The sequence below is a fragment of the Mycolicibacterium chubuense genome (assembly GCF_001044255.1).
Lineage (GTDB): Bacteria > Actinomycetota > Actinomycetes > Mycobacteriales > Mycobacteriaceae > Mycobacterium > Mycobacterium chubuense.
This window is the reverse complement of the sequence record NZ_JYNX01000093.1, coordinates 1-14,160: the sequence shown is the minus strand read 5'-3', so window position 1 is coordinate 14,160 and position 14,160 is coordinate 1. Positions and strand designations below refer to the sequence as shown.

The following is a 14,160-nucleotide window of genomic DNA, read 5'->3' as shown; positions in this document are numbered from 1 at the left end:
GACGTCGTCACAGCTCCAGATTGACCGCCCAATCTTGGAGCACGCTGTGATGTCGCTGCTAACGAGGTTTGGCCAGCGGGAACGGCAGCGTTTCGCGGATGCTGCGGCCGGTGATCATCATGACCACGCGGTCCACACCCATGCCGAGGCCGCCGGTCGGCGGCATCGCGTACTCCATCGCCTGCAGGAAGTCCTCGTCGAGCTCCATGGCCTCCGGATCGCCGCCGGCGGCCAGCAGGGACTGCTCCTGCAGACGGCGGCGCTGCTCAACCGGGTCGGTGAGTTCGCTGTAGGCCGTGCCGAGTTCGACGCCCCAGGCGACCAGGTCCCAGCGCTCGGCCACGCCCGGGATGCTGCGGTGTGGCCGGGTCAACGGCGACACCGAGGTGGGGAAGTCCGTGTAGAACGTCGGCTCCTCGGTGCGGTCCTCGACCAGGTGCTCGTACATCTCCAGCACCACCGCGCCCGCATCCCAGTGGGTGAGGTAGGGGATCCCGGCCTTGTCGCACAGCCGGCGTAGGGCGGGAAGCTCCGTGGCGGGATCGATGTGCTCCCCGAGGGCCCGTGACACGGCGTCGTGCACCGTGCAGACGGTCCACGGCCCCGAGACGTCCACGGGCTCGAGGGGTCCGGCAGGGTCGTGCCTGTTCGGCCGCAGGAACACCTGCGCGCCGTTGGCCGCCTGCGCGGCGTTCTGGATCAGTTCGCGCGCCCCGTCGATCCAGACACGGTAGTCGGCGTGGGCCTGATAGGCCTCCAGCAGCGTGAATTCGGGGTTGTGGCTGAAGTCCACGCCCTCGTTGCGGAAGGCCCGCCCCAGCTCGAACACGCGCTCGACGCCGCCGACGCAGAGCCGCTTGAGGTACAGCTCGGGGGCGATGCGCAGATACAGATCGAGATCGTAGGCGTTGATGTGGGTCAGGAACGGGCGGGCGTTGGCGCCGCCGTGGATCTGCTGCAGGATCGGCGTCTCGACCTCGAGAAAGCCCTTCCCGACCAGGGTTTCGCGAATCGAGTGCAGCACCGCGCTGCGCGCCCGGATCAGGTCGCGCGCCTCGGTGTTCACGGCCAGGTCGATGTAGCGCGCGCGGACCCGGGCCTCCTGATCGGTCATGCCCTTCCACTTGTCCGGCAGGGGTCGCAGGCACTTGCCGATCAGACGCCACTGCCGCACGAGGATCGACCAGGCGCCGGAGCGGCTACGGCCCATCGCACCGGTCACCTCGATCAGATCGCCGAGGTCGATGGCCCGGGTGAAGTCGGCGGTGCTGCCCACCTCCAGGAGCGAATTGTCCAGCAGCAGTTGGGCTTCACCGGACCAGTCGCGCAGCGCCACGAACAGCACGCCGCCGTAGTCGCGCAGCCGCAGGACCCGGCCCGCGACCGTCACCGCGGCGTCCTCCGCGCAGTCCAGCGCCTGCGCGACGGTGTGGCTCGGCGGGTTGCCCACCGGATAGGCGTCGACGCCCTCGTCCTGCAGGGCCTTCAGTTTGGCCATCCGTACGCGGACCTGTTCGGGCAACCGCGGCCCGGTGTCGTCGGCCGGCAGGTCGGCCTCCAGCGTGTTCAGATCCGGCGCGGTCCCGTCGCTGTGCAGCAGGCCGGTGGCCACAAGCGTGCCGGGGGCGGCGATGTGGTGACCGGTGTGCGGTTGTTCGTGGCGCCGCGAAAACGGCAGCACCAGAAACCCTTCGGCGATCACCGAGGCCACGCCGACCCGTGGCACCAGCCGCGCGTCTTCGTAGCAGGCGTACCGCGGCACCCACTGCGGCTGGTATTTCATGTTCGACCGGTAGAGCGTCTCGAGTTGCCACCACCGCGAGAAGAACACCAGCAGCCCGCGCCACAGCCGGGCGACCGGGCCCGCACCGAGTTGGGCCCCCTGCTCGAAAGCCGACCGGAACATGGCGAAGTTCAGCGAGATCCGGGTGACGCCGATGCCCTCGGCCTGCAGGCACAACTCGCTGACCATCAATTCGATGGTGCCGTTGGGGGATTGGGGCGAGCGCCGCATCAGGTCCAGGGACACCCCGGTGGATCCCCACGGGACGAGGGAGAGCATCGCGACGACCGTGTTGTCGCCGCCCTGCACCGCCTCGACCAACAGACAGTCACCGTCGGCCGGGTCGCCCAGCCGGCCCAGCGCCATCGAGAATCCGCGCTCGTCCGCGGTGTCACGCCACGCGTCGGCGCGCTCGATCGCGGCGGCCATCTCGTCGGCCGACAGGTCGCGGTGGCGCCGCATCCGGACGGTGACACCCGCGCGCCGGGCCCGCGTGACGGCCTGCCGCACGGCACGCATGTCGGAGCCGGACAGCCGGAACGAGTCGGGATGCAGGATCGCCTCGTCGCCCAATTGCAGCGCATTGAGCCCGGCCTCGCGGAACGCCTGCGCGCCGGTGGAACTGGCGCCCATCACCCCCGGCGCCCAGCCGTAGGTCTGGCACAGCTCCAGCCAGGCCGCGATCGCCTGCGGCCACGCCTTCGGATCGCCGACGGGGTCTCCACTGGCCAGGCAGACCCCGACCTCGACGCGATAGGTGATGGCCGCCCGACCGTTGGGAGCGAAGACCACCGCCTTGTCGCGGCGGGTGGCGAAGTAGCCCAACGAGTCGTTCTTGCCGTACAGCTCGAGCAGGCCGCGGATGGCCGACTCGTCTTCTCCGGTGAGCGCGTTGTCCGCCCGCTGCGACTGGAACAGCACGACGGCGGCGACCATCAGGGCCAGCGCGCCGAACAGTCCGAGCAACGCGTTGACGAACACGTGGGGATGACCGGAGAACGTGTCGGCGTCCGCGCCGGCGAACGCGCTGACCCGGTTCAGCGCGTAGAAGAACCGGTCGGGTCGGGCGAGCGAGCCGGGGAAGACCTCCAGCAGCGCCCACCCGATCAGCGTGCCGACCGCCATCCCCGCTGCCAGCACGAGCGCCGCTTTGAGCAGGGCGCCGCGGCGCACCTTCGCCCAGAACTGTCCGCGCGCCAGCAGCAGGCACACGATCGCGGCGAGGTGGAACGCCAGGCCCACCATCTCGCCGACTTCCTGGAACCACCGCTCGCCCCGCTCGGCGGCGCCGGCGACGTTCCAGGCCACCGCGGCCACCATGTAGCCGATCAGGATCCACCAGGCGATGCGCTTGCGCGCCGCCAGCGCCGCCGCCAGCAATGCCAGCACGAACGCCCAGGCGAAGCTCGTGTCGGGGAAGTTGAAGATGTAGTCGTTGACGAACTCGCGCGGGACCTTGATGACGTACCGGATCAACGGCGAGATGCTGGCCAGCAGCGACAGGGTCGCGATGGTGCCGACGATCCAGCCCGCCGCCGCGGGCACCCATCGGTAGCGCGACGCCGGACGTGTCCTCGCGAGGCCCGTAGAGGTCATAGGCCGCGAGGATATGCGGTCGGCCTGCAAATGTGGTGTTACCAGACCGGTCCGGTGTATTTCTCGCCCGGGCCCTTGCCCGGTTCGTCGGGCGCGGCGCTGGCCTCGCGGAAGGCGAGCTGCAGGGTCTTGAGGCCGTCGCGCACCGGGCCGGCGTGCGGGCCGAGATACTCGGCGGACGACGTGACCAGGCCCGCCAGCGCGGTGATCAGGCGTCGTGCCTCGTCGAGGTCACGGTAGGGGCTGTCCTCGGGGTCGTCGGCCGACAGGCCGAGCTTCTCGGCGGCGGCGCTCATCAGCATCACCGCGGCCCGGGTGATCACCTCGACCGCGGGGACGTCGGCCAACTCCCGGGCGGGCGGCTGATCGGCGGATCCGGAATGTGCGGAGCTCTCGGTCATGGCTGCTAGACTGGCATGCGCGACCGTCCCGGCTGACGCCAGGGACAGCAAGTGGAGTCCCACTCCCACCGCTCGCCGACGATCACTCGAAGGTAGCGCGGTCCGGTCCGGGTATCGGCGACGCCGTCACCGATGTCTGGCCTGGTCGGCATTGGGCCCTGCTGTGAGCAGGGCTTATTTGTTCCTTGGGGGAACAATGCGCCGCCGGGATGGGGTTCTGCACGGACAGCAGGAACTATCCAGGGAGGCCCCATCAGCACTGAGACCCGCGTCAACGAGCGCATTCGCGTACCTGAAGTTCGTCTGATCGGACCGGGCGGTGAGCAGGTAGGCATCGTGCGCATCGAAGATGCACTCCGCGTCGCCGCGGACGCCGATCTCGACCTCGTCGAAGTAGCACCGGACGCCAAGCCGCCCGTGTGCAAGATCATGGACTACGGCAAGTTCAAGTACGAGACGGCCCAGAAGGCACGCGAGTCTCGCAAGAACCAGCAGCAGACCGTCGTCAAGGAACAGAAGCTCCGTCCCAAGATCGACCCGCACGACTACGAGACCAAGAAGGGTCACGTGATCCGCTTCCTCGAGGCCGGGTCCAAGGTCAAGGTGACGATCATGTTCCGCGGCCGCGAGCAGTCGCGGCCCGAACTGGGTTTCCGGCTCCTGCAGCGCCTGGGCGCCGACGTCGCCGACTACGGCTTCGTCGAGACGTCCGCGAAGCAGGACGGCCGCAACATGACGATGGTGCTGGCCCCGCACCGCGGCGCGAAGACTCGTGCCAAGGCGGCGCACGATGCAGACGCCCCGGCACGGCAGCGCGCCAGTGCGCAGCCCGCCGAAGCACCGACCGACACACCACAGAACTGAGGAAAAATGCCCAAGGCGAAGACCCACAGCGGCGCTTCGAAGCGGTTCCGTCGCACCGGAACCGGCAAGATCGTCCGTCAGAAGGCCAACCGCAGGCACCTGCTCGAGCACAAGCCGTCGTCCCGCACCCGTCGGCTCGCCGGCCGGACCGCGGTGGCCGCCAACGACACCAAGCGTGTCGCGAAGATGCTCAACGGCTGACACTGTCGGCGCCTCGTGCGCCATCCCTGACCCGAACCAGATAAGGAAACACCCCCATGGCACGCGTGAAGCGCGCAGTCAACGCGCAGAAGAAGCGGCGCACCATCCTGAAGGCGTCGAAGGGCTACCGCGGACAGCGGTCGCGCCTGTACCGCAAGGCCAAAGAGCAGCAGCTGCACTCGCTGACCTACGCCTACCGTGACCGGCGTGCCCGCAAGGGCGAGTTCCGCAAGCTGTGGATCTCGCGTATCAACGCCGCCGCACGGGCCAACGACATCACCTACAACCGGCTGATCCAGGGCCTCAAGGCCGCCGGTATCGAGGTGGACCGCAAGAACCTCGCCGAGATCGCGGTCAGCGATCCCGCCGCGTTCACGGCTCTGGTGGAGGCCGCCAAGGCCGCGCTGCCGGAGGATGTCAACGCTCCGTCGGGCGAGGCTGCCTGACCCTCACCGAGCGATCTGCCCGGGTGGCGGCCGCAGCCAAGCTGCACCGCCACGTCGGGCGCCGCCGCGCCGCACGCTTTCTCGCCGAGGGACCGAACCTCGTCGAGGCAGCGTTGCGGCGCGGACTCGTTTCGGAGCTGTTCGCCACCGAGGCCGCCGCCGATCGGTTCGCCGATCTGTTGGCCGGAGTCCCGGTCGAGCTGGTCACCGAGCGGGCCGCGAAGGCGTTGTCCGACACGGTGACTCCGGTCGGACTGGTCGCGGTGTGCGCGATGCCCGACAGCGATCTCGATGCGGTACTGGCGGGCGGCCCGACGCTGGTCGCGGTGCCGGTGGAGATCTCCGAGCCCGGCAACGCCGGCACGCTGATCCGGGTGGCCGACGCGATGGGCGCCGACGCCGTGGTGCTCGCCGGACCCAGCGTCGACCCCTACAACGGCAAGTGTCTGCGGGCGTCGGCCGGCAGCATCTTCTCGGTGCCGGTGGTCAGCGAACCCGACGCGGTGCGGGCCGTCACCCGGCTGAAGGACGCCGGCGTGCAGATCCTGGCCACCGTGCTCGACGGCGATGTGAGCCTCGACGACGCGGAGCTGTCCGTCCCGACGGCGTGGCTGTTCGGCCCGGAGGCGCACGGCCTTCCCGCCGACGTCGCCGCCTTGGCGTCCGCCCGCGTGCACATCCCGATGACGGGACAGGCCGAGAGCCTCAATGTCGCCTCGGCGGCCGCAATCTGTTTGTACGCGTCCGCGCGCGCTCGTCGCGCCGCGCAGGAAACTGCCGACCGATAGCCACTCTGGCACCCCCCACCGCCTTCAGGACTGTCATCGCCCGATCAGTGGACTATCATCCCTAGGCGCGTTCGTGCCCCCTTCATAGCCTGAGCGCGACAGGCAAAGTCTCGGGAGAGGGAGCGTCATGAAGCGTCTCTGCATTCTGTTGGGTGCGGTCATGCTCGGCACGGCCCCCGGAGTGGGGCTTCTGCCCGGCACTGCCGATGCGACCAGTACGGCGCTCCTGGTGGGCGGGCACGGCGAGCATGCGCAGTTGACCGAGGAGGAGATGTCGACGGCGCTCGGCGGCTACTTCGCGAGGTACGACACCCGCATCGGCGTGCCCTTCGTCGACACCGGTGACTACACCACCAAACTCGCGGTCTCGGCAGACGCCCTGTACGCCGCGGTCTACGACACCCCGGGATTCGAGACCATCGGCGGGGTGTCGGAAGGCGCCCCAGCGGTGTCCCTGGTGCTGAACCGGTTGATGTACGACCGCGCGCACCCGGAGGCCGGCCACGTTGCGCCCGACCCGTCGGACATGAACGTCGCAGTCTACGGATATGTGAGTCGGATGATGTTCTTCGGCAGCGGAAGCCGCTACGTCCCGCTCCCCGTCACCCCGTACGACACGCTGATCGTCAAGGCCGAGTACGACGGCATCGCCGATTTCCCCGACCGCCCACTGCACCTGTTGGCCGTGGTGAATGCGCTCATGGGCGCCCAGGAACTGCACGTCGACGCGGCTTACTCCGACATCATGAAACAGCCGACGAAGTACACGATCACGACGAACGCGCTCGGCGGCACCACCACCACAGTGCTGATACCGACACCGGTGCTGCCTCTGCTCACCCCGCTGCGGGATGCGGGCGCGCGGCCCCAAGTGCTGGCGACGATGGACAGGATCCTCCGCCCGATCATCAACACGGCCTATCGACGCCCGAGATGGCAGGTGGGCATTCCCGAAACGGTCCTGGCTCCGGTGCCAAGTGTGCCGGCCGACGCGGGCCCCGCATCGATACCGGCGAGCACCGTATTGCCGACGCGCCACACGAAGAAGGCGCCCGCGGTCTCAGAAGATGACGGTGCTGCGGATCATCGACGTCGAGCCGACACTACTCGGTCTTCGAGGCTAGTTGCGCGCCTTCAACATTCGCTCCGACACGGCCAGCAGGACCTTCCTCGGCGCCACGCGATACCCCGCCGCCAGGACGGCGTTGCGCAGACCGGAGACCACGGTGGGTGAGGACTTGTCCAGAGCGGCCAACGCGGTGTCGACGACCTCGGTGACGGTCTGCCGCCCCTGCGTCATGAAAGTCTCACCGGTGCGGTCGAAGAACTCCGTCTGGGTCGCGCCGGGACACAGGGCCAGGACCGTGACCCCGGTCTTCCTGCACTCCTGCCAGAGGGCCTCGCTGAACGACAGCACGAACGCCTTCGTCGCTCCGTAGACGGCCATGCCCGGCGTGGGCTGGAACGCCGCGGTGGAGGCCACGTTGATCACCACGCCGTGGCGCCGCTCGATCATCGGCGGCAGGTAGCGTGCGGTCAGATCGACCAAGGTGCCGCAATTCAATTGCACCTGACCGGCATTCGCGTCGGGCTCCTGGGTGAAGAACGGCCCGTGCAGTCCGATCCCGGCGTTGTTGACCAGCACGTCGACCGTACGCCCGAGGTCGCGCACCCGCGCGTGCAGATCGGCACCCGAACCGGGCGCAGCCAGGTCTGCGGTCACGACGTCGACGACGATGCCCGGATGGCGCGCCGACAACGTCTCCCGCATCGTCTCGAGCCGTTCGGCGCGGCGGGCGACGAGGATCAGATTCGCGCCCCGTGCCGCGAGCTGGACGGCGAACTCCTCGCCGATGCCGCCGCTGGCCCCGGTGACCAGTGCGGTGCTGTTGCTGAATTCCACTCGGCGCTCCTTTGTCGGCGCCGCCAAACCTAGCCGCCGAGCAGGTCTCGGGCCACGTGCGTGATCTGCACCTCGTTGCTTCCGGCGTAGATCATCAACGACTTGGCGTCGCGCGCCAATTGTTCCACCCGGTACTCGGTCATGTAGCCATTGCCCCCGAACAGTTGCACCGCCTCCATCGCCACGTCGGTGGCGGCCTGCGAGCAGTACCACTTGATCGCCGAGGCCTCGGCGAGCGAGATCGACGCTCCGGACTGGGCGGCCTCGATGACCCGGAACACCATGTTGCGCACGTTGAGCCGGGCCACTTCCATCTGCGCCAGCTTCAGCTGGATCAGCTGGAACCGTCCGATCTCGCTGCCCCACAGCGTGCGTGTCTTCGCGTAGTCGGTGCACAGCCGCAGGCATTCCTCGATGACGCCGAGCGCCATCGCGGCCACCCCGATGCGTTCGGCGGAGAAATTGGAGCGCGCGCTGTCGCGGCCGTCGCCCGCGGGGCTGTCCTCGGTCTCGCCGAGCAACCGGTCCCGACCGAGCCGCACGTCGTGGAAGAACAGTTCCCCGGTGCGGGAAGAGTGGATTCCCATCTTGCGGAACGGTTTCGACTGGACGAATCCGTCCATGCCGCGATCGAGGACGAACGTGAGGACCTTGCGGTCCCGTTTCTCGACACCGGGGTCGGATTCGTCGAGCTTCGCGTACACCACGACGACGTCGGCGTCGGGGCCGTTGGTGATGAACGTCTTCTGGCCGTTGAGAACGTAGTCATCTCCATCGCGGACGACGTAGGACTTCATGCCCCCGAAAGCGTCAGAGCCCGAATCGGGTTCGGTGATCGCCCACGCCCCGACCTTGTCGTAGGTCACCAGATCGGGCAGCCAGCGTTCCTGCTGGGCGAGCGTGCCGCGGCTCATGATGGTCGGCACGGTGAGGCCGAGGCTGACCCCCATCCCGGTGACCACACCCATGCAGACCCGGCAGAGTTCGCTGACGACCACGAATCCCATCCCGGCCGAGTTCGCGTCACCGCCGAACATGCCCCCCGACGGTCGCCCCTCGCCCTGCTCACCGCTGCGCAGCCGATCGAGGCGCCTGTTCAGCGACTCGCGGGCCATATCGGCGATGCCGAACGTCGCGAACAGCTTGCGGATCACCGGATAGGGCTCCATGTCGCCGTTCTCCAGTGCGTCGACGTGCGGGCGGATCTCCTTGTCCACGAACGCCCGCACCGCGTCGCGTACGGCGATGTCGACGTCTGACCAGTCGAGCATCGGCTCAGGCCGCCCTGGCTCGGGTGCGGCTCCGCGCGGGCCGGACGCCGGCCAGGGAGAACGTGGTGTGGACGAGCGAGCCCACGGTGGACAGCAAGGTCTTGCGCGGTGGTGAGTAGTGCATCGGCATGTCCCGTCGATCCGCCGGGGGCGCCGTGAACGCCGGCGCCTCGATCAGAGGCGCGTCGGGGGCCAGCTTGCCCTCGACGCGCCGATAGGCGGCCACCGCACGAGGATGCAGTCTGATCTCGTCGGGGACGGCGACGAACGCCAATTCGACCAGCTTGCCGAACAATCGCAGCAGGACCTCGTCGCCCGGTGTCCACCGCATGCCGGCCTTTTCGCGCACCGCCGGATCGAACACGCCCGCCGCGATCCACCGTTGCGCGCCGACCATCGGCCTGAACAGCTGGTCCCACAGCGGCGTGGGCATCAGCACGAAGCGCGGCTTGGGAATCCGGATCGAGAAGATGTCCCGGGTGGCGCGGGTGATCTCCAGATCCTCGCGGCACGTGCGGTCCCAGTACTCGCAGAACTCCTCCCATGAGCCCGGCACCGGCCGCATGCTCATGCCGTACATCCGGTACCACTGGACGTGCTCGTCGAACAGTTGTCGCTTCTCCGCCTCGGTCAGGCCGCCGCAGAAGTACTCGGCGGTCTTGATGATCAACATGAAGAACGTGGCGTGTGCCCAGTAGAAGGTCTCCGGGTCCAGCGCGTGGTAGCGGCGGCCGTCGGCGTCGACACCCTTGATCGTTGCGTGATAGCCCTTGATCTGTTCGCCGGTCCGGGCGGCCCGGTCACCGTCGTAGACCACCCCCATGATCGGGTAGACCGAGCGCGCGACCCGCTGCAGAGGTTCGCGCAACAGGATGGAGTGGTCCTCGACGGCCGCCCCCAGGTGCGGGTACATGTTCTGGATCGCCCCGATCCAGACGCCGAGCATGCCGGTGCGCACATCGCCGAAGTACTTCCAGGTCAGCGAATCCGGACCCAGCGGTGTCGCGGCTGTATCGGATCCTGCCATCGCCGTTGATCGCATCGCCTCACGATATGGCCTGACAACGGTCGTTGTCTATGAATCGGGTCGGCGGGCGGGGCGGTGTTACGCAGCCTCCATCCGGCCGCCGCATCGCCGTGACCTGGCGGTTTAGCCCCGCCTACTGGCTGGATTAGGCTGGCTGGCGTGGACGACGACCCGCCGGGTGAGCCAGCAGGCGGTCAGGCGCCGACACCGCTGCGGTGGCTGCGCAGCGTCAATCACCACACCGGAGCGGTGGCCTTCCTGCGGCGCGCGCGCCGGGCGCTCCCGGGCGATCCCGAGTTCGGCGACCCGCTGTCGGTCGCGGGCGTGGGCGGTCCCCGCGCGGCCGCCCGTGCGGCGGACCGGTTGCTGCAGCGCGAGGCGGTCACCCGCGAGGTCAGCCTCGGCGCCCTGCAGGTCTGGCAGGCTCTCACCGAGCGCGTCTCGGGCCGGCCGGCCAACGCGGAGGTCACGCTGGTCTTCACCGATCTCGTCGGGTTCTCGACGTGGTCACTGCGCGCCGGCGACGACGCGACACTGCGCCTGCTGCGCCGCGTCGCGCAGGTGGTGGAGCCGCCTCTGCTGGAGTCCGGCGGCCACATCGTCAAGCGGATGGGCGACGGGTTGATGGCGGTGTTCACCGACCCGGCGACCGCGGTCCGCGCCGTCCTTGCTGCCCGTTCGGGCGTCAAAACCGTTGAGGTGGACGGCTATACGCCCCGTATGCGGGTCGGCGTGCACACCGGCCGGCCGCAGCGGCTGGGTTCGGACTGGCTGGGCGTCGACGTGAACCTCGCGGCGCGGGTGATGGAGCGGGCCACCCGAGGTGAGCTCGTCGTCTCTCAGGCCACGCTCGAGCGGATCGCGCCGGAGGAGCTGGACCGCCTCGGGGTCACCGTCAAGCGACTCCGCAGGCCGGTGTTCGCCGGGAAGCAGGACGGCGTGCCCGACGATTTCACCATGTACCGGTTGAGAATTCGCAGGCAGTTCTCAGGGGACGAAGAGGAAGACGACACCGCAGCCGGCGCATAGTGGATCTGGTGCTGTCCGGATTGCTCGTCGGCGTGCGGCGCGCGCGGGTCACGTTGAGCTATGCGGTGATCGTGACGACGGTCACCGCGCTGATGGTGCGGATGGATCCGGCGATGCACGACGCGCTGATCCGGCACGCCAGTACCAATCTGCACAACTTGAGCCACGGGCGCGTCGGAACCCTCGTCGGCAGTGCGTTCGTCGTCGACGCCGGGTCGATCTATCTCTGGCTGCCCGGGCTGATCTGCCTGCTGCTGGCGGCCGAATTGACCTACGGGGGTTGGCGTCTGGTGCTGACCTTCGTCACCGGGCATGTGGGCGCGACACTGCTGGTGGCCGCCGGGCTGGCCACGGCGGTCAAACTCGACTGGCTCTCGGCGTCGATCGCCCGGGCACCGGATGTGGGAATGAGCTACGGCGCCATGGCGGTGGTGGGCGCACTCACCGCCGCGCTCCCGCCGCGCTGGCGGCCGGCCTGGCTCGGATTCTGGTTCGCCGCCGCCGCCGTGGTCATCGCGGGCGGGGCGGGCTTCACCGATGTGGGACACGTGGTGGCACTGACCCTCGGCGTGCTCGTGTCGACCCGCTTCGGCGTGCAGCCGCAATGGTCGGTACCGCGGGTGGCTCTGCTGATGCTCGGGGCGGCGTTCGGCTTCCTCGTGCTCGCCGACGGGTTGGTGTCGCTGATCTACGGCCTCGCCTGGGGTGCGCTCGGTGCGTTGACCGCCGCCGGATTCGACCGCCTGCGGTCGGTGGGGCGTGTCGAGGAGCAGCCGTGCTGCTGACTGTTCAGTCGGTCAGCCGCCGGTCTCAGCAAACTGATGTGTGGCGGCTGTAACTGTGCTTATGGTGGTGTCATCGGTTCGCAACTGCAGGCCGGGATATTGCGACAGAGGGGGATTTCTCATGATCCGTGCACTGATGACAGCAGCGGTGGCGGCCGCGGCGGCGGGTGCTGTGCTGACCGCGCCGCTGGCTGCCGCTGCGCCCAACGCGAACGGCGTGAGCCACGCCAATGATCACGCCGCAAAGGGAATCGCGACGGCGTCGGCGGCCGGCGGCGGCCGCGGCGTGTCCTCGGCGGCAGGCAACGGACCGGGTCCGGTCCTGGCCGCTGTGGCCGCGAAGGCTCCGGCCCAGGCTCAGCGTGGGCTCGCCAATGCGAGCTGCCGCGCAGCCCAGGTGTGCCCGACCGATCCCGCCCCCGAGGACGACGCAACGTCGTAGTCAGGCTCAGACGAACTCGTCGGCGGACGCCTCGATCCAGTCAGAGCGCCACGACAGCGGCGGATCGTCGAGCAGCTCACCCGGCACCAGCCAGTCGTAGATCTCGGCGTAGGTGCGGGTGCGCTGGCCTTCGATGCGGCGGTTGAGCATGGCGGGGGACAACTCGTGAAAACCGTTGAGCCCCATTGATGCCACGATCTGCGCCGCACTGGCGACTGTGGCGCGCTGGAAGTTGAACACCCGCATCGTCTTGTCCGCGACGTCCAGCGCGCGGCTGCGGGCCGGATCCTGCGTCGCGACGCCCGTCGGGCAGCGATTGGTGTTGCACTTCAGCGCCTGGATACAGCCGACGGCGAACATCATCGCCCGGGCGGCCAGCGTGAAGTCCGCGCCCTGGCAGACCCGGCTGACGATGTCCACGCCGCTGGCCACCTTCCCCGAGGCCCCGATCTTGACCCGATCCCGCAACCCGGTGCCCACCAGGCAGTTGTGCACCATCATCAGGCCCTCGGTCAGCGGCATCCCGACGTGATCCTCGAATTCCTGCGGGGCCGCCCCGGTACCGCCCTCGGCGCCGTCGACGATCACGAAGTCGGGAGTGATGCCGGTGGCCAGGAATCCCTTGCACAGCGAGAGGAACTCGGTGCGTGCCCCGACGCAGAGTTTGAAGCCCACGGGTTTGCCCCCGGAGAGCCCGCGCAGCGTCGCGAGGAAATCGGCGAACTCCGTGGGCGTGCCGAAGGCGCTGTGCGCCGGCGGTGACACGACCGTGCGGCCCACCGGCACCCCGCGGGTCTCGGCGATCTCCGGGCTGACCTTCGCGCCGGGCAGCACGCCGCCCAGGCCCGGCTTGGCGCCCTGGGACAACTTGATCGAAATGGCCTTCACGGCGGGCAGTGCCGCCTTCTCGGCGAACAGGGCGGCGTCGAACCTGCCGTCGGCGTCGCGGCAGCCGAAGTACCCCGACCCGATCTCCCAGATCAGGTCGCCGCCGCCGGAGAGGTGATAGGGGCTGATGCCGCCCTCACCGGTGTCGTGGGCGAACGCGCCGCGCGCAGCGCCGGCATTCAACGCCGAGATCGCGTTGGCCGACAGTGCCCCGAAACTCATCGCCGAGACGTTCAGCATCGCGATCTCGTACGGCTGGGTGCAGTCCGGACCGCCCAACCGCACACGCGGATCGAGGTCCTCGGCGAACCGCGCCCGCAGCGAGTGCCGCAGGAACTCGTAGCCGACGGCGGTGACGTCGCGCTCGGTGCCGAACGGCTCGTCGCCCTTGGTGCCCTTGGCGCGTTCGTAGACCAAGTCGCGGGTCTCCCGGTCGAACGGTGTCGCCTCGATGTTCGATTCGATGAAGTACTGCCGCACCTCGGGGCGGATCATCTCCATCAGGAACCGGATGTGCCCGAGGATCGGATAGAGCCGCAGGATCGTGTGCCGCCGCTGCACCAGGTCCCAGGTGCCGAGCGCCGCGAGTCCCAGCAGCACCACCGCCGCCACGCCCCATCCGGCGTGGCGGAGCACGGTCAGCGCCGCCGCAGCCGCCCCCAGCAGCCAGATCCCGACGGCCGGTCCTACCGCGATCGCCTGCGCCGCCGGTGGTGAGTGCTTGGGCCGGGGCACC

14 protein-coding genes are annotated in these 14,160 nt (G+C 69.0%); 8 read left to right on the top strand and 6 right to left on the bottom strand.

Annotated features, from left to right (window positions below; genetic code table 11):
- Nucleotides 1–58 precede the first annotated feature (58 nt).
- Together lysX and MCHUDSM44219_RS27825 are read right to left on the bottom strand one after the other, a co-directional pair.
- Nucleotides 59–3,379: a bifunctional lysylphosphatidylglycerol synthetase/lysine--tRNA ligase LysX gene (gene lysX / locus MCHUDSM44219_RS27830; RefSeq protein WP_048421519.1), complete on the bottom strand. Its 3,321-nt coding sequence runs from the start codon at nt 3,377–3,379 to the stop codon at nt 59–61.
- Nucleotides 3,380–3,417: 38 nt separating this feature from the next.
- On the bottom strand, nt 3,418–3,780 hold the full coding sequence (locus MCHUDSM44219_RS27825; protein WP_048421518.1) for a DUF1844 domain-containing protein: 363 nt from the start codon (nt 3,778–3,780) through the stop codon (nt 3,418–3,420).
- Nucleotides 3,781–4,017: 237 nt separating this feature from the next.
- Between MCHUDSM44219_RS27825 and infC the strand changes: the two genes are divergently transcribed.
- The 5 genes from infC (at nt 4,018) to MCHUDSM44219_RS29300 (ending at nt 7,313) form a co-directional block, all read left to right on the top strand.
- Nucleotides 4,018–4,644, top strand: coding sequence for a translation initiation factor IF-3 (infC, locus tag MCHUDSM44219_RS27820; RefSeq protein WP_109778022.1), 627 nt, complete (start codon nt 4,018–4,020; stop codon nt 4,642–4,644).
- A gap of 6 nt (nt 4,645–4,650) precedes the next feature.
- Nucleotides 4,651–4,845 carry a 50S ribosomal protein L35 gene (gene rpmI, locus MCHUDSM44219_RS27815; protein WP_048421516.1) on the top strand — a complete coding sequence of 65 codons (195 nt, stop codon included), beginning with the start codon at nt 4,651–4,653 and terminating at the stop codon, nt 4,843–4,845.
- A gap of 56 nt (nt 4,846–4,901) precedes the next feature.
- Nucleotides 4,902–5,291, top strand: a complete 390-nt coding sequence (rplT, locus tag MCHUDSM44219_RS27810; RefSeq protein WP_048421515.1) for a 50S ribosomal protein L20 — start codon at nt 4,902–4,904, stop codon at nt 5,289–5,291.
- A 23-nt stretch (nt 5,292–5,314) separates the two neighbouring features.
- Entirely contained in the window at nt 5,315–6,079 is a 765-nt protein-coding gene (locus tag MCHUDSM44219_RS27805) for a TrmH family RNA methyltransferase (protein ID WP_048421514.1), read from the top strand.
- A gap of 127 nt (nt 6,080–6,206) precedes the next feature.
- Entirely contained in the window at nt 6,207–7,313 is a 1,107-nt protein-coding gene (locus tag MCHUDSM44219_RS29300) for a PE-PPE domain-containing protein (protein WP_082162431.1), read from the top strand.
- Here the strand turns inward: MCHUDSM44219_RS29300 and MCHUDSM44219_RS27800 are convergent.
- Genes MCHUDSM44219_RS27800 through MCHUDSM44219_RS27790 form a run of 3 tightly spaced genes read right to left on the bottom strand, consistent with a single transcriptional unit; the run spans nt 7,200 to nt 10,280 of the window.
- Nucleotides 7,200–7,982: an SDR family NAD(P)-dependent oxidoreductase gene (locus MCHUDSM44219_RS27800; RefSeq protein WP_048421513.1), complete on the bottom strand. Its 783-nt coding sequence runs from the start codon at nt 7,980–7,982 to the stop codon at nt 7,200–7,202. The genes MCHUDSM44219_RS29300 and MCHUDSM44219_RS27800 overlap by 114 nt on opposite strands.
- Before the next feature lie 29 nt (nt 7,983–8,011).
- Complete coding sequence (locus MCHUDSM44219_RS27795) at nt 8,012–9,253, bottom strand: acyl-CoA dehydrogenase family protein (protein WP_048421512.1); 1,242 nt, start codon at nt 9,251–9,253, stop codon at nt 8,012–8,014.
- Nucleotides 9,254–9,257: 4 nt separating this feature from the next.
- On the bottom strand, nt 9,258–10,280 hold the full coding sequence (locus MCHUDSM44219_RS27790; RefSeq protein ID WP_236695610.1) for an oxygenase MpaB family protein: 1,023 nt from the start codon (nt 10,278–10,280) through the stop codon (nt 9,258–9,260).
- Between the two features lie 159 nt (nt 10,281–10,439).
- Here MCHUDSM44219_RS27790 and MCHUDSM44219_RS27785 point away from each other — a divergent pair, with 159 nt between their 5' ends.
- From MCHUDSM44219_RS27785 to MCHUDSM44219_RS27775, 3 genes are all read left to right on the top strand, one after another.
- Entirely contained in the window at nt 10,440–11,309 is an 870-nt protein-coding gene (locus MCHUDSM44219_RS27785) for an adenylate/guanylate cyclase domain-containing protein (protein ID WP_048421510.1), read from the top strand.
- An 8-nt stretch (nt 11,310–11,317) separates the two neighbouring features.
- Nucleotides 11,318–12,094: a rhomboid-like protein gene (locus MCHUDSM44219_RS27780; protein WP_236695609.1), complete on the top strand. Its 777-nt coding sequence runs from the start codon at nt 11,318–11,320 to the stop codon at nt 12,092–12,094.
- Between the two features lie 121 nt (nt 12,095–12,215).
- Entirely contained in the window at nt 12,216–12,536 is a 321-nt protein-coding gene (locus MCHUDSM44219_RS27775) for a hypothetical protein (protein WP_048421509.1), read from the top strand.
- Between the two features lie 6 nt (nt 12,537–12,542).
- Here the strand turns inward: MCHUDSM44219_RS27775 and MCHUDSM44219_RS27770 are convergent, their stop codons facing one another.
- On the bottom strand, nt 12,543–14,060 hold the full coding sequence (locus tag MCHUDSM44219_RS27770) for an FMN-binding glutamate synthase family protein (protein WP_413783660.1): 1,518 nt from the start codon (nt 14,058–14,060) through the stop codon (nt 12,543–12,545).
- Nucleotides 14,061–14,160: the final 100 nt, after the last annotated feature.